We start from the raw sequence: 17,817 nt of genomic DNA, 5'->3' as shown, positions 1-17,817 counted from the left end.
CAGGGGGTCGGCCAGGGGAGGACCAGTGGCGAAGACCATCTTGATCACCGGCGCGAGCAGCGGCATCGGCGAAGCCAGTGCCCGCGTGCTCGCGCAGCGCGGACACCGGGTGTTCCTCGGCGCCCGCCGCACCGAACGGCTGGAAGCGCTCACCGCCGAGATCACCGCGGCCGGGGGCACCGCCGCGCACCGCAGGCTCGACGTCACCGACGCCGCCGACGTGCACGCCTTCACCGCCGCCGCCCGCGCCGAGTACGGCAGCGTCGACGTCGTCGTCAACAACGCGGGCGTGATGCCGCTGTCCCCGATCGACGCGCTCAAGGTCGACGAGTGGGACCGGATGATCGACGTGAACGTGCGCGGCGTGCTGCACGGCATCGCCGCCGCGCTGCCGATCATGCGCGAGCAGGGCGGCGGGCAGTTCGTGAACGTGGCCTCCGTCGGCGGCCTCGTGGTCAGCCCCACCGCGGCCGTGTACTGCGCGACCAAGTTCGCGGTGCGCGCGATCTCCGAAGGGCTGCGCCAGGAATCCGACGGCAGCATCCGGGTCAGCGTCGTCTCGCCCGGCGTCGCCGAATCCGAACTCGCCGAGACCATCACGGACGAATCCGCGCGGGAGGCGATGCGCGACTACCGGTCCGTCAGCATCCCCGCGTCCGCGGTCGGCGAATCCATCGCGTTCGCCATCGAGCAGCCGAGGTCCGTGGACGTCTCCGAGATCGTGGTGCGGCCGGCGGCGAGCCCCCTCTGATCGGGCGGGACGGGCGGGGCGGGCAGCCGGCACTGCTCGCTGCTGCTACCGCCTGCCGCTGCCCTGCTCGCCACTGCACGGCTTGCCGCTGCCCTGCCTGTCACCGCACGGCTTGCCGCTGCCCTGCTGCCTGCCGCCGGTCCGGGCTTTGCGAGGCCAGTGCTCCGGGCTCCGCTCCGGGCGCCGTGTCCGGGCCGCGCGGCGATGCCTTGCTCCGGCTGTGCGGCGATGCCTTGCTCCGGCCGCCCGGTGGGCTCGGTGTTCGGGTCGTGCGGCGGGCTCGGTGTTCCGGCCCGGCGGCGAGCGGTGAGGCCACTTCGGTGCGCGGCGGCCGCACCGGGCACCCTGGAGGCATGGTCAGCATCAAGGACGTTGCCGAGCGCGCCGGAGTCTCGGTGGCCACCGTGTCCAACTCGCTCAACCGGCCCGACCGGGTCTCGGTCACCACCAGGGCCCGCGTGCTGTCGGTGATCGACGAGCTCGGCTACGTCCGCAGCGAATCGGCGCGGCAGCTGCGCGCCGGGCACAGCCGCCTCCTCGCGCTGCTGGTGCTGGACATGGGAAATCCGTTCTTCGTCGACGTGGCCCGCGGCGTGGAGGCCGCGGCCCGCGACGAAGGGCTCGGCGTGATGCTGTGCAACTCCGGGCAGGACCCGGAGGCCGAAGCGCTGTACCTGTCGCTGTTCGCCGAGCAGCGGGTGCGCGGTGTGCTCGTCACCCCGGCCGACGTCAGCGGCGCCAACCTCGATTCGCTGCGGCGGCAGGGAATTCCGTCCGTGCTGGTGGACCGCAAGGTCGGCAGCGAGCGGGCGTGCTCGGTGGCGGTGGACGACGTGGCGGGCGGGGCGCTCGCGGTGCGGCACCTGCTCGAACGCGGGCACCGCGACATCGCCTTCGTCACCGGTCCCGGCTCGCTCACCCAGTGCCTCGACCGGCGCACCGGCGCGCTCAGCGCGCTGCACGAGCACGGGCTCGACGACGACGTGCTGAGCGTGCTGGAAGTGCCCGCGCTCGACGTGGCCTCCGGACGGGACGCCGGGGCCCGGCTGCTCGGCCTGCCCACCCGGCCTAGCGCGGTGTTCTGCGCGAACGACCTGCTCGCCCTCGGCCTGCTGCAGGCCCTGTTCGCCGCCGGGGTGCGGGTGCCGGAGGACATCGCGCTCGTCGGCTACGACGACATCGAATTCGCCGCCGCGGCCGCGGTACCGCTGACCTCGGTGCGCCAGCCCGCGTTCCGCATCGGGCGCAAGGCCGCCGAACTGGTGCTCACCGAAGCCGATCCCGGGCACGTCCACCAGCAGGTGATCTACGAACCGGAACTGGTGGTGCGCAGATCCAGCCTGCCGCCAGCCCGCTGAGCCGCTCCGCTCCTGCGGCGAGCCGGGGCGGGTGGTGGACTCCCGGCCGCCTCCTGGCCACGGGAGCGGTCGAGGAACCGCGGCGGTGCCGGTGTCCCGGGTGGTTCCTGTTCGGCTGCTCCCGCCGCGGACGAGCCGGACGACGAGGAGCGGGTGCGGGTGGGCACCGTCCTCGCTCGCGGCAGGAGCGGCGGCACGAGCCCGATGGGCGGGTGATTCGTCCGGATCGGACGCGGGGGTCGCGGGAAACCGCACGGACGGAGGTTCCTCGCCGTGCGGCCGGTTCGGTAGACCGTTCTGCACCGGTGCCCGCCCGGCGGGGCGCGGGCACCCGCGGAGGACGGGGAATGGCATGGACACCACCGGGCCGGAACTCGATCCCGACGCGGCGAAACCGACCCGCGAGCAGTGGAAGTGGGCGGGGCTCGCCTCCATGGCGTCCTACATCGACGCCGGCTCCATCGTCGCCGCCGCGGCCGGGCTCCCGCTGTGGGAAGCGTTCCTCGGCCTTGACTCCACCGCCATCGGGCTGCTCACCGCGTTCAGCTCCAACGCGATCTCCGCCGCCGTCGGCGCGCTCATCGGCGGCAGGCTCGGCGACCGGTTCGGCCGCAAGCGGATCTACGCGTGGGACCTGCTCGTGTTCGCCTTCGGCGTGCTGTGGATCGTGTGCGCCGTCAACCTGCCGATGCTGTTCGTCGGCTACGTCATCGTCGGACTCGCCGTCGGCGCCGACCTGCCCACCTCGCTCGCGCTGGTCGCCGAATTCGCCCCCGGCCGGTCCCGCGGCAAGCTCATCGGGCTGACCCAGGTGGCGTGGTGCCTAGGGCCGCTGATCACGTTGCTGCTGGCGTTCGCGCTCGCCCCGCTCGGCGTGCTGGGCGTGCGGATCGTGTTCGTGCACCTGCTCGTCGTCGCCCTCGTCACCTGGTACCTGCGCCGCGGCATGGTCGAATCGGCGCGGTGGACGCAGGCCCGGCGCGCGGCCCGCGACAGCGGGAACCCGCTCGCTGCCGGGCGCCTGCGCGACCTGGTCACCGGGCGGAACCTGCGGGCGCTGCTGTTCACCGGCGGGCTCTACGCGCTCTGGAACACCGTGGCGGGCACCAACGGCGCGTTCCTGCCGTACCTGCTGCAACACGCGGGAGGCGTGGACCAGGCCACGAGCGTGGCCGTCCAAGCGTTCAACTCGCTGGTGACGCTGCTCGCCGTCGCGCTGGTGTTCATGCCGCTGGCCGACGGTGCCCGGCGGCGGCCGCTGTTCGCGTTCGGCGCCGTCCTGCAGATCGCCGCGTTCGGCTGCTTCGCGGTGCTGCCGATCGGAGTCGGGGTGGCCGTCGCGAACGTGGGGTTGTTCGGCATCGGTGCGGTGCTCGCCGGGGAATCGTTCTACAAGCTCTGGTCGCAGGAGATGTTCCCGACGATGCTGCGCGCCACCGCGCAAGGCGTCACGTTCGCGTTCGCCCGCATCATCCTCGGAATCTGGAGCTTCCTGGTCCCGGCCATGATCGAATCGGAGTTCGGGGTGTCCGGAATGGCCATGATCATGATGGCTATGCTGGTGCTGTTCGGCGTCATCGGACTCGTCGGGATGCCGGATTCCGCGGGCAGGACCCTCGATGAGCTGGAGCAGGGCCCGTCCGCTCCGGGCACCGCCGAAAGGGTAGATCGCGGCGGCGAATTCGGCGGCGCTGAGTGATCGAATTCGGCCCGATTGGGCTTGATCGGGGAATCGCCCTTCAAGATCGGGTGAACTCTGGAAGATTTCGCGGGAATTCGCGTGGCGTCAATTCGCCAACACGGCACGTGTGGTCCATTCGGGACGTTCAATCGATCTCGGCCGGGACGGTCGCGTTCTGGGGTCGAGGACTTCGTTCGGAGGAGCCATGCGTCACATTCGGGGAATCGCGCGCGCCATCGCAGCGACCGTCGTCATCGGAACATCCGTCACCGGCGGGACGGCGTACGCCGCGCAAGCCGACGAGAACTACGCGGCGCTCGGCGACTCGTTCGCCTCCGGCACCGGAACCAGGGACTACTTCGAGGACAGCGGCGACTGCCTGCGCAGCCCCAAGGCCTACCCGCAGCTGTGGGCCGACGCGCACGGCGCCGCCTCCTTCACCTTCGACGCCTGCTCGGGGGCGACCACCGACGACCTCAACGCCGACCAGCTCGGCTCGCTGAGCGCCGACACCACGCTGGTCACCGTGCAGATCGGCGGCAACGACATCGGATTCGCCAACGTCATCCAAGGCTGCCTGCTCGGCAGCGACGAGAACTGCGACTCCGCCGTCACCGACGGAGAAACCGCCACCCGCGACGAACTGCCCGCCAAGCTCGACGCCACCTACGAAGGCATCCGCAGCGCCGCGCCCAACGCCGACATCGTCGTCGTCGGCTACCCGCGCATCAACTCGACCGGCGACTGCGGCATCCCCGGGTTCAGCGAGACCAAGCGCGAACGCATCAACAAGGGCGCCGACGTGCTCGCCGAAGTCATCTCCGAACGGGCCGAAGCCGCCGGGTTCACCTACGCCGACCCGCGCAGCGCCTTCGACGGCCACGGCGTCTGCGGCGACCCGGAATGGATCAACGGGCCCAGCACGCCGCTGCAGGAATCCTTCCACCCCAACGTGACCGGACACGCGGAGGGCTACCTCCCGGTCGTCGAGTCCGCGATCGGCTGAGCGAAATCCGCGTCCGCTCCTCGGCGGGGCGGATGGCGGAACCGCACTGCCCGTCTCGCTGCTTCTGATGTGCAGTGCTCGGGTGGCCGAACCTCAGCGGCTTCCTCGCTGCGGGATCGATGTCTGATGTGTGTCCGGCACACTGCGACATCGCCGTCCTCGCGAGGAAGCCGCTGAGAACCCGCCGCGGTGCCGGTGTCTTGGGTGGTCGTTGCTCAGCGGCGTCGCTGCTGACGAGAAACCGACCCGCCGGGCAGGTTCGGCGACGGGCAGTCAGCGGTTCCCGCGCCGCGAGCTCGATTTCTCGGACGGCTCCGTGAGATCGCCGTCCTCGCGAGGAAACCCCTGAGAGCCCGGCTGGTGGTGCCGGTTGTTCTGGTGGTCGTCGGTTCGGCTTCGCCGCCGGCGGGCGATCGGCGGGTCTCTCGGTGCAGGTGTGACGAGCGGCGGTCGGGTGCGTCCGGATGCGGGGCCGTTCGGTGAACGTGGCTGCGCCGCGGGAGGAATGGCTGTTCTCGTGGGGGAATCGCTGAGAACCTGCGGATGGTGCTGGTCGGTTCGGCGGCTTCGCCGCTGGTGAGTGAACGGCGAGTCCCTTGGCGCAGGTGCGACGGAGCTGCGTCTGCGGTGCACCTTGTTGCCGGTCGTGGTGGGAAACGTGGCTCTGGTGTGGGAGGAACCGTCGTGCTGGTCGGGGGTTGCTGGGAGTCCGGTTGGTGGCGCGGGTTGTTCTGGTGGTCGTTGGTTCGGCGGCTTCGCCGCTGATGAGTGAACGGCGACTTCCTTGGCGCAGGTGCGACGGAGCTGCGTCTGCGGTGCACCTTGTTGCCGGTCGTGGTGCGAAACGTGGCTCTGGTGTGGGAAGGAAACGCCGTTCTCGCGGGGGAATCGCTGCGCGCCCGGCTTCCGGTTGGCGGTGCGGGTTGTTCTGGTGGTCGGCGGGTCAGCGGCTTCGCCGCCGGCGAGCGATCGGCGGGTCTCTCGGCGCAGGGAGTGACGAGCGGCGGTCAGCGGTGCACCTGGCTGCGGGTCGTCCGGCACATGTGGCCCTGGCTGAGGAGGAATCGCCGTTCTCACCAGGGAGCGGCTGAGCGCCCGCGGGTGTCCTGTTGCTCGGGTGGCCGCTGCACAGCGTCCTCGATCACTGCCGAGATCGGATGATGGTGTCCGTGTGTCCGCCGGGTGAGGGCTGTCGCCCGGGTAGTGGAGTGCGCGGACTGGTCGTCTGGAGTGCGTGGGCGGCTCGCCCGGGCTGGTCGGGTGTGCGGGCTGGTCTCCCGGAGTCGCGAGCGCGTGGGCCCGTCGCGGCGTGCCGGGTGGGTGAACCGTTCGGCCGGGGTGGTTCTCGGTCCGGTTGGTCAGTCGTGGCCGGGTGCTCGGTGACAGCGGTCCTTCAGTGCTGTTCTCGGTGCGGTGCGGTGCGGTGCGGCGGCGGCGGTCGGTGGGAGCGCGCGTTCGTCGATCACCTGCCGGTGGTTCTTCGGACCTGGCAGCGCGCACGGCCGGAGGCGCCGGTGCGGAACGGACCCGAGCCGCGGCGGTGCCCCGGGTGGAGGCGCCGGTGCGATCGGTAGCGGCGCGACGCGCGGCGGGTACTGCGGTGGCTGTGGCGTCGCTGTGCGCGCCGTAGTGGTGGCGGGCGTTCGACCGAACTTGCCGCGGCGGGCCAACTCGTCCGGCACCGGCTCTCCGAGCTGCGGGGATTCGTCCGAGGGGCGCGGCGCTCAGGACAGGCGGGAGCGGTGGATGGTGGTGAGGGCGCCGTCCTCCTCGGCGCGCTGCAGCGCCACCACCGCGTGCGCGCCGTCGACGTCGAGGACACCGATCGCGTTGCCGAAGTACGGTCCCGCCGTCCTCGCCCAGGCCAGCGGTAGCGGCGGTACCCCGAGCCGCCTGCCGAGCCCGCGGAACAACGCCGCCAACGAGCGCGCCCACGCCATCCGCAGCGGCGTCGTCAAGTGCGCGGGCGTCGCGTTGTGCAACGGCGAACACGTCACCTGCACGACCCGGGACCGGGTCGCCGGGGCGTACACCGCCTCCGCGACGTAGCTGTGGTGCACGTCCCCGGACAGCACCGACACCGAGGCGGTGTCCGGCCGATCCGCGGCTTCGCGAAGCAGTTCCGACAACCGGTCGAAGGACTCGCCGAACGCGGCCCAGTGCTCCAGATCGCCCGCCTGCCGCACGCGCTCCGCGAGCTTCGGCCACCGGCCGCGATCCGTGCACGCCGCCTCGTTCCAGGCCTGCAGGTGGTGCACCGCGTGCGGGAGCAGCCACGGCAGCGAGGAAGCGATCACGACGTGCTCCGGCGACTCCGAAGCACGGCCCGGATCCCCGGGGTGGGCCGCGCCCGCCGTTGTGTCGTCTCGTCGGGGCGCGTCGTCGTGCCCGGGTTCGTCGTCGCGCCGGTGTTCATCGTTCCGTCGGTGGTCGTCGTCGCGCCGAGATTCCTCGTCACGCCGAGATTCCCCGTCGCGCCGAGATTCCTCGGCGTGCCCGGACCGTTCGCCCAGCCCGGCCAGACCGCTTCCTTCGGCCCGGGCGCCGCCCTCTGCCCGGCTGTCCCCCTCGGACCGGCTGCTGCGTGGAACACCGCCGTCGAGCTCCGAGTCGTCGTCCGGTCCGGCACCGCTCCCCGGCGGTGAGATCCCGGGCGAGGAGGTCGGTGGCGCCCCCGGCCCGACGCCGTTCGCAGCGCCGCCGCCCGCGGATCCGCGACTCCCGGCGAGGCGCTCGCGCGCGTGGTCCGGCAGTGGCTCCTGGGCCGGATCGAGCCGCAGCTGCTCGCGCAGCCAGTCGAAGTCGACGTCCGACAGCATCGCCCGGCTGCCGCCCTCCAAGATCCGGCCCGCCCGGGTGTCCAGCACGATCAGCCGCAGCGCGCCCAGGTCCCGCCGGTAGCTCCAGCGCACGTCCTTGTACCGGCCCCGCGGCCCGCCCACCTCCTCCGCGGTGCCCGGGGTGCGCAGCTCGGTGTCGGCGGCCGCGGCGAACTCGCGCAGCACCGGCAGCGCATCCCCGGTGCGACCCGCGGCCAGCACCGCCCGGTAGGTGGGGTCCGCGTCCAGGTCGTCGGGGGAGAGGTTCCCGATGTGCTGGTACACCCAGTAGCCGACGAGGGCGCCGAGCAGACGTTCCCGCCACCAGGGCTGGGCGGACATCGCGGTCCGCCACTCCAGCGAGGTGTTCCAGTCGTCCCGCACGTCGTGATCGTCGAAGATCATCATGCTGGGGACGGTGGACAGCAGCCAGCGCACCAGCGGATCGCCCCAGGCATGCCGGTACAGCACCGTGTACTCCTCGAAGTCGGCGATCTCCTCGCCGGGGGGTTCGCGGAGGTCCCGGTGGGCCGCGAGCTCCCGCTGCACTTCAGGCGCGGTCTGGTCGGCGTACACCTGATCGCCGAGGAACAGCATCGCGTGCGGCCAGTCCCGTTCCGGGGTGTCCATCAGCCTGCGGGCGCAGGACTCCAGCGCGTCCGGCCCCAGCGTTCGGCGGCGGCCCGCGTCCTCCGTCGGGCCGAACCGGCACGATCCGAACACCAGCCGGGCTCCAGCTCCCGGCGGCACCGTGCGGATCCGGCTCGGCGGATGGGTGTCGGAGGCGGCCGGCCACACCACGGCACCACCGACCCGCACGTCGTAGGGAGTCGAGGTGCCCGGCCGCAGTCCGCGCAGCGCGACCAGCGCGTAGTGGTGCCCACCGACCTGGAACGTGTCGGCAGCGGTGCCGAGCACCTCGACCGTGCAGGCCTCGTCCAGTTCCAGCCACACGGTCGCCGACGTGTCGTCGGTGTAGCGGAGGATCGGCCCCAGCACCACATTCGTCACGCGCCCTGCATACCGCACCGGGCGGCCAGGTGAAAGCGGCCGTGCGCCGGGAGTTCCGCACTGATCGCCGAATGACACCGCCGCGCCCGCGAGGTGCCGGGGCGGGTCCGCGCACCTGTCCGGACCGGCCGAGTCCGGCACCGGCGCATCCGGTGCCGCCGACCGTGCTTCCCGAGGTTCCGACGCTTCCCGAGGTTCCGGCGGCCCGGCCGCGCGGCGCGGTCGTGCGCGTCGACATCCCGGCGCCACGTCGCTCAGCCGCGGACTTCGGCGATGCTCACCGGGCGCCGCTCCCGGCGAGACCGCTCGCACGCCTCCGCGATGCACAGCGCCTCCAGTGCCTCCGCCGCCGTGCACGGGTTGTCCGCTCGCCCGGCCGCGACCTCGACGAACTCGGTGAGCTCGGCGACGTACGCCGCCCGGAAGCGTTCCAGGAACGTGCGGTACGGGGTGCCGGACGGCCAGGGCACACCCTGCTCCGCGGACGGCAGCGGAGCCCGGTCGTCGTGGCCGACGAACAGCGCGCCCAGCGAACCGCACACCTCCAACCGCACGTCGTGCCCAGCGCCGTTGTAGCGGCTGGCGCTCACCGTGGCGAGGGTGCCGTCGTCGAACTCCAGCAGCGCCACGCAGGTGTCCACGTCGTCGGCCTCGGCGAAGAACGCCGCGCCGCGGTTCGCCCCGAGCGCGCACGCGGACACGACCTCGCGGCCGGTGACCCACCGCAGCGCGTCGAAGTCGTGGATGCTGCAGTCCCGGAACAACCCGCCGGAGGTCGGCAGGTACTCGGCCGGCGGCGGGTCCTGGTCCCCGGTGACGGCGCGCAACGTGTGCAGCCAGCCGAGGCGGCCGCTGCGGACCGCCTCCCGCGCCGCCCGGTATCCGGCGTCGTAGCGGCGCTGGAACCCGATCTGCAGCGGAACGTCCACTTCGGTGCTGCGCCGCACCACTTCGCGGGTGCCGGGCAGGTCGAGGGCGACGGGTTTCTCGCAGAACACCGGTTTGCCCCGGTCCAGCGCCCGGTGGATCAGCTCGGCGTGCGCGTGCGTGGCGGCGGTGATCACGACCGCGTCCACCCCCGCCGCGTAGAGCTCTTCCTCGGTCGGAACCGCTTCGGCGGCGAGCCCGTCGGCGCGCAGCTCGGCGGCGAGCCGCGCGGCCCGGTCCGGGAGCGCGTCGGTGATCCGCAGCCCGGTGACGCCGTCCAGCCCCAGCAAGGTCCTGGAGTGCATCGCGCCGATCCGGCCGGTACCGATCAGTCCCAACTGCATCGTCGTTCCTCTCGTCCGGAGTGGAATTGCGGAGGTGCCGATCGGCCCGCCCGGGCGTGGGGGAGCGGCTCAGGAGTAGCGCACCCGCAGGTCGGCTTCGAGCTCTTCCAGGCTGCGCCCCTTGGTCTCCGGGACCAGCCGCACGCTGAACACGAGCGAACCGATGTTGAGCGCGGCGAACACCCAGAACGTGGCGCTGCCCCCGATGGCCGCCACCATCGGCGGGAACACCAGCGCCACCACGAAGTTCGTCAGCCACAGCACCAGCACCGCCACGCCCATCGCGAAGCCGCGGATCTTCAACGGGAACAGCTCGGTGATCATCAGCCAGGTCACGGTGCTCACGCTGCTCTGCTGGAACGCCATGTACACCACCATGATCGTCAGCGTCAGGTAGCTGACCCAGCTCGCACCGGTCGGCAGCAGGAAGACCAAGCCCAGCAGCGCCAGGCAGCTGGTCACCCCGGCCTGGCCGGTGAGCAGCAGCGGCCGCCTGCCGACCCGATCCATCAGCAGCAGGCCGACCAGCGCCGCCAGCACGGAGATCACCCCGATCGAGATCGTCGCCGCGATGGAGGCGACCTCGCCCAGTCCGGTCTGCGTCAGCAGCATCGGTGCGAAGTAGATGATCGTGTTGACGCCGGTGACCTGCTGCAGCATCGCCAGCCCGATGCCGATGAAGAACACCCGGCGCAGCCACTTCGAGCGCAGTTCCCGCCAACCCCGGCCGGTCGGCTGCTGTTCGTGCGCGGCGGTGATCTGCGCGAGCTCCCGCTCGGCCTCCTCGGGCGACCGGCCGCGGTGCAGCACGGCGCGGGCCTGCTCCGGCCGTTGCTTGCCCGCGTACCACCGCGGGCTGTCCGGCAGGAACAGCATGCCCACGCCCAGCAACACCGCGGGAATGGTCGCGAGCCCGAGCATCCAGCGCCACGCCCCGGCTTCGGCGAGCAGCGCGTTCACCACGTACGCCAGCAGCTGCCCGGTCACGATCATCAGGCCGTTGAAGGTGACCAGCCTGCCGCGCACCTGCGCCGGCGCCATCTCGGAGATGTACAGCGGCACCACCACCGAGGCGGCGCCGACCGCCAGCCCCAGCACCACCCGGGAGAGCACCAGGATCGGGACGTCCGGGGTCAGCGCCGAACCGAGCGTGCCCACCACGAACACCACGGCCGATCCGATCAGCATCGGCCGCCGCCCGGCCCGGTCCGCGATCCGGCCGCCGACCAGCGCGCCCGCGGCGGCGCCCAGCAGCAGCGAGCTGGTGACCAGTCCTTCCAGGAACGGCGTCAGCCCGAAGTGCGGGGTCATGAACAGCAGCGCCCCGGAGATCACCCCGGTGTCGTAGCCGAACAGCGCCCCGCCCAGCGCGGACACGATCGCCACCAGCAGGACGAACCGCTTCGCCTTGCGCACCGCGGCGAGCTCGGCCTGCTCACCGGGCTCGTCGTTCGAGAGCGTTCTCGCCACCATCGATCTCCGTCCTCACCATCGGGCCAAGTACTCGGCGGTCTTCTTCCGCATGAACACCGAGGATTCGCGGGCGCGGTCCTCCCACGCGAACACGGCCACGGTCATGGTGCCGTCGAACCCGTTGTCGCGGAGCGCGCCGAACAGCTCGTCCCAGTCGACCTCGCCCTGCCCGATGTCCAAGTGCTGGTGCACCCGGACCGGGGAGCCCGGCGGGTTGACGATGTAGCGCAGCCCGGACGAGGCGGTGTGGTCGAAGCTGTCCGCCAGGTGCACGTGGGTGAGCAGCTCACCGGCGTGCCGGATGATGCCCGGCGCGTCGTCGCCCATGTGGAAGGTGTGCGGCGCGCAGTACAGGAACTGCGCGTTCGGCGAGTTCAGCCCGCGGATCATGTCCACCGCGACGTGTCCGTCTTCGACGAAGTCGTCCGGGTGCGGTTCGAGCCTGAGCGAGATCCCCTCCCGCTCGAAGATCGGGAGCAGTTCTTCCATCGACTTGAAGAACTTGCCCTCGCTGCGGCTGGAGTCCTCCGGCCTGCCGTTGAACTCCGAGACCATGGCGTCGACGCCGAGCAACGACGTGATCTCGATGGCCCGCTTCCAGTACCGCACGGCCGCTTCCCGCTCCTCCTCGTCGGGGCCGGACCAGCGGTACAGCGGCAGCACCGAGGAGATGCCCACCCCGGCGGCGTCCAGCTCCCGCCGGAACCGGCGGAGGGTGTCGTCGTCGATCCGCGGGTGGCGGAAGAACGGGAGCACGTCCTCGCGCGGAGACAGTTCGATCCACTCGTAGCCGAGTTCGGCGACGAGCTTCGGCAGTTCCAGCAACGGGGTGAACCGGAACATGTTCGGGTCGAGCGCGATCTTCACCAGTTCTCCTCAGGGCCGGTTCAGGTCGGTCAGGCGTAGAGCTCGGGACGTTCGGCGAGCACGATCTCGATGCGCTGCCCGGTCCGCTGGGCGGTCACGCCCGCTTCGCAGGCGGCCGCGGCGGCGTAGCCGTCCCATGCGGAGGCGCCGTCGATACCGCCGGCGCGGGCGGCGCGCACCCACCGCTGGAACTCGGCGTCGAAGGCCTGCCGGAACCGCGGCCGGAAGTCCGAGGTGACGCCGCCGCCCCAGCGGCCCGCGTGGTGCGTGCGCATCCCGGTGTCGCCGCCGACCAGCGCGGTGCCCTGCTCGCAGACCGCTTCGCAGCGGACCTGGTAGCCGAAGCCGCAGTTCACGAAGATCTCGACGTCGACGAGCACGCCACCGCCGGTCTCGATCGTGACGAGCTGGGGGACGCCGGCGTCGGTGCTGGGCGCCGTGCCCTGCTGGCGGACCGATACGGCGGTGAGGTCCCGGCCGAGCAACCACCGGGTGGTGTCGAACTCGTGCACCACCGAGTCGGTGATGAGCATGTCGGTGGTGAACCCCGGTGGTGCGGACGGATTGCGGTGCGCGCAGTGCAGCAGCAGCGTCCGGCCGAACTCCTCGGCGTCCAGCAGTTCCTTCAGACGCAGGTATTCCGGGTCGAACCGGCGCATGAAGCCCACCTGGACGAGCTTGCGGCCGCCCGCCGCTTCGGCGCGCACCACGCGCAGCGCGGACTCGGGGTCCGGGGTGAGCGGTTTCTCGCACAGCACCGGGATGCCGCGTTCCACCGCGGCGAGCAGCAGCGGTTCGTGCGCGGGGCCGGGAGAGGCGATCACCACCGCGTCCACGTCGGACGCGGTGATCACGGCCAGCGGGTCGGTTTCGGCGCGGGCCTCGGGCACACCGCGCACGGCGCGGTCCGCCCGCTCCGCGTCGGGGTCGCCGACGGCGACGAGGCGGGCGCCGCTGAGTCGTTCGTGGATGCGGGCGGCGTGGTCGGAACCCATCATGCCGGCTCCGATCACCCCGACCCGGAGGTCCTGATCGGTCATGGTCGTCCCTCCTGGGTGCGCCGATCGGGGCCGTCGCGCGGTGCGCGCCGGCCGGTGGCGGCGGGTGCTGGTCGCGGTGCGCCGCGGGGTCCGGCAGGACCGGCGGGCGGCGCACCGCGGGTGCGGGTGCGGTGGTGTGGTGGTGGTGCGGTGCCTCAGCGGGCGCCCGCACCGCAGCGGTTCAGGAACTCCCTGGTGCGCTTGGCGATGGGCAGCGGCACGTCCGGTGCGCACGGGTACAGGTCCTGCTCGACGATCGCGAACAGATCGGCGTCGAGCCCGCGGGTGGCTTCGATGATCGGTTCGAGGGCGGGCGTGCCCTGCGGTGGCTCGCACATCACGCCGCGGCGCACCGCCGGCCCGAACGGCAAGTCCTGCTCCTGCACCTCGGCCAGCACCCGCGGGTCGACCTGTTTCAGGTGCAGGTAGCCGATGCGGTCCGGGTACTTGCGGATCAGTTCCAGGTTGTCCCCGCCGCAGTAGGAGATGTGCCCGGTGTCCAGGCACAGCGTCACCAGTTCCGGGTCGGTCATCTCCAGGAACCGCTCCACGTGCTGCTGGGTGTCGACGTGGCTGTCGGCGTGCGGGTGGAACTGCAGGTGCACCCCGTACTCCTCGTGCAGCGCCTTGGCCAGCCGGTCGATGCCGGTGCCCAGTGCGCGCCAGGAACCGTCGCCGAGCGACCGGTCCTCGAGCTGCTCGCCGCTCGCCGGGTCGCGCCACATCTCCGGGATGACGACGACGTGCCGGGCGCCGAGCGCGCTGGTGAGGTCGGCGACCTGGCGGACGTGCGCCCAGGTCTGCTCCCACACGTCGCCGCGGTGGAACGCGGTGAAGCAGGTGCCCGCGGAGAGGGTCAGCTCGCGCCGCGCGAGTTCGTCGCGCAGGCGGTGCGGGTCGGTGGGCAGGTAGCCGTACGGGCCGAGTTCGATCCACCGGTACCCGGCGTCGGACACCTCGTCGAGGAACCGCTGCCACGGGGTCTGCTGATCGTCCTCGGGGAACCAGACTCCCCACGAGTCGGGTGCCGAGCCGACCCGCAGCCGGTCGCCGGCCTCGTTGCCGTTGCTCATCGGAATCTCCTTCTGCTGCTGCGTTGCGGCGGAGGGTCGGAGCTGCGCGCGGTGGATCGGCGCGCGGACGGCCGCGGCCAGGGCTCGGCCGGTGGCGCGGTCGTCGGGGAGCGGAGGTGCGGCGCCGGGCGGCGGGCCGCTCCGGAGATCGGGTGTGACGCCGGTCTCCGCGATTCGGTAGCCGTAGTTTTCCCCCGCGAGCGGACCCGTGTCAAGACTTCGTCCTGACATACTTACGTACGGATGATTCCGATGATCCGGTCGGGGGACGGCGGGCGCGGCAGGGCGCATCGAGGCCTCCGCGCGCGCGAAAACGCGCGCCCGCGCGCGAAGGGTCGTGGGGCGAGGCGGTGGATCGACCGGCGGGGCCGCCGGTGGAAGGTGCGAGCGGCTCCGCCGGTCAGGCGTCGCCGCGGAGGGAGAGGTCGAAGGAGTAGCGCGACGCGCGGTACACGTGCGAGCCGTACTCGACGATCCGGCCGGACTGGTCGTAGGTGGTGCGCTCCATCGTCAGCAGCGCGGCGCCCTCGGGTTCGTCGAGCAGCTCGGCGTCCTGCTCGGTCGCGGTGCGGGCTCCGATGGTCTGGCGCGCCGCGTGCAGCGGCACGCCGGCGCCGCGCAGCAGCTGGTAGAGCCCGCGCTCGATCAGCGATTCCGTCGAGGGGTGGATCAGCTCTGCGGGCAGGAAGTTGTTCATCCGGGCGATGGGCTCGCCGCCGGCGTAGCGGACGCGCTCCAGGTGCAGCACGCTGTCGGTCCGCTTCAGCCCGAGGGTGCCGGTGAGCTCGTCGGACACCAGCTCGACCTCGTTGATCAGCACCTGGGTGCTGGGCCTGCGGTCGATCTCGGTGAGGTCGTCGAACAAGCTGCTCAGCTCGACGGAGCGCTTCACCTTGTTGAACACGACCTGGGTGCCCGCGCCGCGCTTGCGCACGACGAGGCCCTTGTCCACCAGCGAGCCGATGGCCTGCCGGACGGTCGGCCGGGACAGCCCGAGGTGGCCGGCCAGTTCGATCTCGTTGTCCAGCCGGGTGCCGACCGGCAGGTCGCCACCCTCGATGGCGGCTTCGATCTGGGTCGCCACCTGGTGGTACAGCGGCACGGGGCTGGAGTGGTCCACGGTGATCCGGCTGGCCGGGTCCCAGGTGGAGTTCCCGTCCGCAGGTCGGGATCGGTGCTGCATGGAGGTCACGTTCCTTACGTTAGCAAGATCGGGTGTCATCCTTAAGTAAGTATGTCCGGACATACTATTGACAGGCGCCGTGGCGGCCGAGTAGACACGAAATCACAACGCGCGGTTCCGGCGCCCGGTGACGATCCGGTCGTCGCCGGTTCGGCCCACCGGACGAGGTGGCCGAGTCCGGGGAGCACGCGGGCGGGGGCGGCCCGTTCTCGTGCTCCCCGGTCCTGCCGCGGTCGGTCCCGAGCGGGTCCGCCCCACCACCGGCGTCCGCGGTTCCGCTTCCCGCCAGGCCTCGCCCGGATGGCGGCCCCACCAGGTATCCATCCCGAGCCCATTTCGCTCCACGCGCCCGTTTCGGAGGTCAGCATCCGATGAGCATCCCGTTCGACGTCATCACCATGGGCCGCATCGGGGTCGACGTGTACCCGCTGCAGACGGGGGTGCCGCTGCCGCAGGTCGAGACCTTCGGCAAGTACCTCGGCGGTTCCGCCACCAACGTCGCGGTCGCCGCCGCCCGGCTCGGCAGGCGCGCAGCGGTGATCAGCAGGACCGGGGCCGACCCGTTCGGCGAGTACGTGCACCAGGCGCTGCGCGAGTTCGACGTGGACGACCGGTGGGTCACCCCCGTCGAGCGGTATCCGACACCGGTGACCTTCTGCGAAGTGTTCCCACCGGACGATTTCCCGCTGTACTTCTACCGCTACCCGAAAGCGCCCGACCTGGAGATCCACCCGCACGAGCTCGACCTGGACGCCATCGCGTCCGCCCGGATCTTCTGGATGACCGGCACCGGCCTGGCCGAGGAACCGAGCCGCACGGCCACGCTGGCCGCGCTGGAACATCGCGCGCGACGCGGCCACACCGTCTTCGACCTGGACTGGCGGCCGATGTTCTGGCCCGACCACTCCGCGGCCACCTCCTGGTACCGGCAGGCGCTCCGCCACGTCACGGTCGCGGTCGGCAACCTCGACGAGTGCGAACGCGCCGTCGGCACCCGGGACCCGGACGCCGCCGCGGACGCTCTGCTGGCGGCGGGGGTGGAGCTGGCCGTGGTCAAGCAGGGTCCGGCGGGCGTGCTCGCCAGATCGGTCACCGCCGACCTGGTCGAGCCACCGGTACCGGTGGAGGTCGTCAACGGGCTGGGCGCGGGCGACGCCTTCGGCGGCGCGCTGTGCCACGGCCTGCTCGAGGACTGGGAAGCGGCGCGGACGATGCGGTTCGCCAACGCCTCCGGGGCGCTGGTCGCCTCCCGGCTGGCCTGCTCCGCCGCCATGCCCCACGCGCACGAGATCGAAAGCCTCCTGTCCGCCGACCGCCCCGGTGCCACCGGCTGAGCGGCTAGTGCGAAAGCGAGAACCGTGTCCACTGTGAGCATCACCGACCTCACCCGGGTGCGCGCCACCCGGCCCGAAGCGATCCGGGAGGCGGCAGCGTCCCGGCACCGCAGACCGCTGCTCGGCGCCGACGGCCGGATGCTGATCATCGCCGCCGACCACCCGGCGCGGGGCGCGCTGGGCGCCGGGGACGACGCGCTGGCGATGGCGAACCGGACCGATCTGCTGGAACGGCTGTGCACCGCGCTGGACCGGCCCGGCGTGGACGGCGTGCTGGGCACCGCCGACGTGCTCGACGACCTGCTGCTGCTCGGCGCGCTGGAGGACAAGGTCGTCATCGGTTCGATGAACCGGGGCGGGCTGGCCGGTGCCTCCTTCGAGCTCGACGACCGGTTCACCGGGCACCGGGCGCAGGACGTCGAACGGCTCCGGTTCGACGGCGGGAAGTTGTTGCTGCGCCTCGACTACGGCGACCCCGGTTCGCTGGAGACGATGGCCGGCGCGGCGCAGGCGGTGAACGACCTCGCGGAGCGCGGCCTGATGGCCCTGGTCGAGCCCTTCCTGTCCCGCCGGGTCGGCGGGAAGGTGCGCAACGACCTGTCCGCGGAGGCGGTCACCCGGTCCATCGCGATCGCCGCCGGGCTCGGCGGCACCTCGGCCTACACCTGGCTGAAGGTTCCGGTGGTGGACGACATCCAACGGATCGGCCCGGTCATGGAGACCACCACGCTGCCCACCGTGCTGCTGGGCGGCGAGGTCGCGGCCGACCAGGACGCCACCTTCGCGCGGTGGCAGCGGGCGCTGCAGCTGCCGAACGTGCACGGGCTGGTGGTGGGCCGCAGCCTGCTCTACCCGCCGGACGGTGACGTGGCCGCCGCGGTGGACACCGCCGCGGGCCTGCTGCGCCCGGCCGGCCTGGTGACGACGGGGGAGTTCGACCGGTGAGGACG

13 protein-coding genes are annotated in these 17,817 nt (G+C 72.0%); 6 read left to right on the top strand and 7 right to left on the bottom strand.

The features are described 5' to 3' along the window. Positions 1-25: 25 nt before the first annotated feature. From ABZ805_RS09615 to ABZ805_RS09600, 4 genes are all read left to right on the top strand, one after another. Entirely contained in the window at positions 26-751 is a 726-nt protein-coding gene (locus tag ABZ805_RS09615) for an SDR family oxidoreductase (RefSeq protein WP_358436887.1), read from the top strand. 353 nt (positions 752-1,104) lie between these two features. Beyond that, positions 1,105-2,109, top strand: a complete 1,005-nt coding sequence (locus tag ABZ805_RS09610; RefSeq protein ID WP_358436884.1) for a LacI family DNA-binding transcriptional regulator — start codon at positions 1,105-1,107, stop codon at positions 2,107-2,109. Positions 2,110-2,461: 352 nt separating this feature from the next. After that, positions 2,462-3,808 carry an MFS transporter gene (locus ABZ805_RS09605; protein ID WP_358436882.1) on the top strand — a complete coding sequence of 449 codons (1,347 nt, stop codon included), beginning with the start codon at positions 2,462-2,464 and terminating at the stop codon, positions 3,806-3,808. 187 nt (positions 3,809-3,995) lie between these two features. Further along, on the top strand, positions 3,996-4,796 hold the full coding sequence (locus ABZ805_RS09600) for an SGNH/GDSL hydrolase family protein (protein WP_358436879.1): 801 nt from the start codon (positions 3,996-3,998) through the stop codon (positions 4,794-4,796). A gap of 1,724 nt (positions 4,797-6,520) precedes the next feature. Here ABZ805_RS09600 and ABZ805_RS09595 read toward each other — a convergent pair. From ABZ805_RS09595 to ABZ805_RS09565, 7 genes are all read right to left on the bottom strand, one after another. Continuing rightward, complete coding sequence (locus tag ABZ805_RS09595) at positions 6,521-8,626, bottom strand: alkaline phosphatase D family protein (protein WP_358436876.1); 2,106 nt, start codon at positions 8,624-8,626, stop codon at positions 6,521-6,523. A gap of 254 nt (positions 8,627-8,880) precedes the next feature. Next, positions 8,881-9,897, bottom strand: a complete 1,017-nt coding sequence (locus tag ABZ805_RS09590; RefSeq protein WP_358436873.1) for a Gfo/Idh/MocA family oxidoreductase — start codon at positions 9,895-9,897, stop codon at positions 8,881-8,883. Between the two features lie 69 nt (positions 9,898-9,966). Continuing rightward, a complete protein-coding gene (locus ABZ805_RS09585) occupies positions 9,967-11,370 on the bottom strand; it encodes a sugar porter family MFS transporter (protein ID WP_358436871.1) in 1,404 nt (467 codons plus the stop codon). A gap of 12 nt (positions 11,371-11,382) precedes the next feature. Continuing rightward, positions 11,383-12,237 (bottom strand): sugar phosphate isomerase/epimerase, encoded by an 855-nt coding sequence (locus ABZ805_RS09580; protein ID WP_358436869.1) that lies wholly within the window; start codon positions 12,235-12,237, stop codon positions 11,383-11,385. A gap of 29 nt (positions 12,238-12,266) precedes the next feature. Beyond that, positions 12,267-13,277 carry a Gfo/Idh/MocA family oxidoreductase gene (locus tag ABZ805_RS09575; protein ID WP_358436866.1) on the bottom strand — a complete coding sequence of 337 codons (1,011 nt, stop codon included), beginning with the start codon at positions 13,275-13,277 and terminating at the stop codon, positions 12,267-12,269. A gap of 155 nt (positions 13,278-13,432) precedes the next feature. Then, a complete protein-coding gene (locus ABZ805_RS09570) occupies positions 13,433-14,350 on the bottom strand; it encodes a sugar phosphate isomerase/epimerase (RefSeq protein ID WP_358436863.1) in 918 nt (305 codons plus the stop codon). Between the two features lie 400 nt (positions 14,351-14,750). Beyond that, positions 14,751-15,533 carry a GntR family transcriptional regulator gene (locus ABZ805_RS09565; protein WP_358436921.1) on the bottom strand — a complete coding sequence of 261 codons (783 nt, stop codon included), beginning with the start codon at positions 15,531-15,533 and terminating at the stop codon, positions 14,751-14,753. Positions 15,534-15,904: 371 nt separating this feature from the next. On the opposite strand from ABZ805_RS09565, the gene iolC reads away from it, so the two are divergent. Further along, positions 15,905-16,867, top strand: a complete 963-nt coding sequence (gene iolC, locus ABZ805_RS09560) for a 5-dehydro-2-deoxygluconokinase (RefSeq protein ID WP_358436861.1) — start codon at positions 15,905-15,907, stop codon at positions 16,865-16,867. Positions 16,868-16,891: 24 nt separating this feature from the next. Next, positions 16,892-17,812 carry a deoxyribose-phosphate aldolase gene (locus tag ABZ805_RS09555; protein WP_358436858.1) on the top strand — a complete coding sequence of 307 codons (921 nt, stop codon included), beginning with the start codon at positions 16,892-16,894 and terminating at the stop codon, positions 17,810-17,812. Positions 17,813-17,817: the final 5 nt, after the last annotated feature.

The organism is Saccharopolyspora sp. NPDC047091 (genome assembly GCF_040643635.1).
Lineage (GTDB): Bacteria > Actinomycetota > Actinomycetes > Mycobacteriales > Pseudonocardiaceae > Saccharopolyspora_C.
The sequence above is the reverse complement of the archived record's forward strand: the minus strand, read 5'-3'. Positions and strand labels throughout refer to the sequence as shown.

What these genes read in the sequence shown, in the direction of transcription:
- ABZ805_RS09610 (WP_358436884.1), top strand. Translation starts at nt 1,105, where the DNA reads ATGGTCAGCATCAAGGACGTTGCCGAGCGCGCCGGAGTCTCGGTGGCC.
- ABZ805_RS09605 (WP_358436882.1), top strand. Translation starts at nt 2,462, where the DNA reads ATGGACACCACCGGGCCGGAACTCGATCCCGACGCGGCGAAACCGACC.
- ABZ805_RS09600 (WP_358436879.1), top strand. Translation starts at nt 3,996, where the DNA reads ATGCGTCACATTCGGGGAATCGCGCGCGCCATCGCAGCGACCGTCGTC.
- ABZ805_RS09590 (WP_358436873.1), bottom strand. Translation starts at nt 9,897, where the DNA reads ATGCAGTTGGGACTGATCGGTACCGGCCGGATCGGCGCGATGCACTCC.
- ABZ805_RS09585 (WP_358436871.1), bottom strand. Translation starts at nt 11,370, where the DNA reads ATGGTGGCGAGAACGCTCTCGAACGACGAGCCCGGTGAGCAGGCCGAG.
- ABZ805_RS09575 (WP_358436866.1), bottom strand. Translation starts at nt 13,277, where the DNA reads ATGACCGATCAGGACCTCCGGGTCGGGGTGATCGGAGCCGGCATGATG.
- ABZ805_RS09570 (WP_358436863.1), bottom strand. Translation starts at nt 14,350, where the DNA reads ATGAGCAACGGCAACGAGGCCGGCGACCGGCTGCGGGTCGGCTCGGCA.
- ABZ805_RS09565 (WP_358436921.1), bottom strand. Translation starts at nt 15,533, where the DNA reads ATGCAGCACCGATCCCGACCTGCGGACGGGAACTCCACCTGGGACCCG.
- iolC (WP_358436861.1), top strand. Translation starts at nt 15,905, where the DNA reads ATGAGCATCCCGTTCGACGTCATCACCATGGGCCGCATCGGGGTCGAC.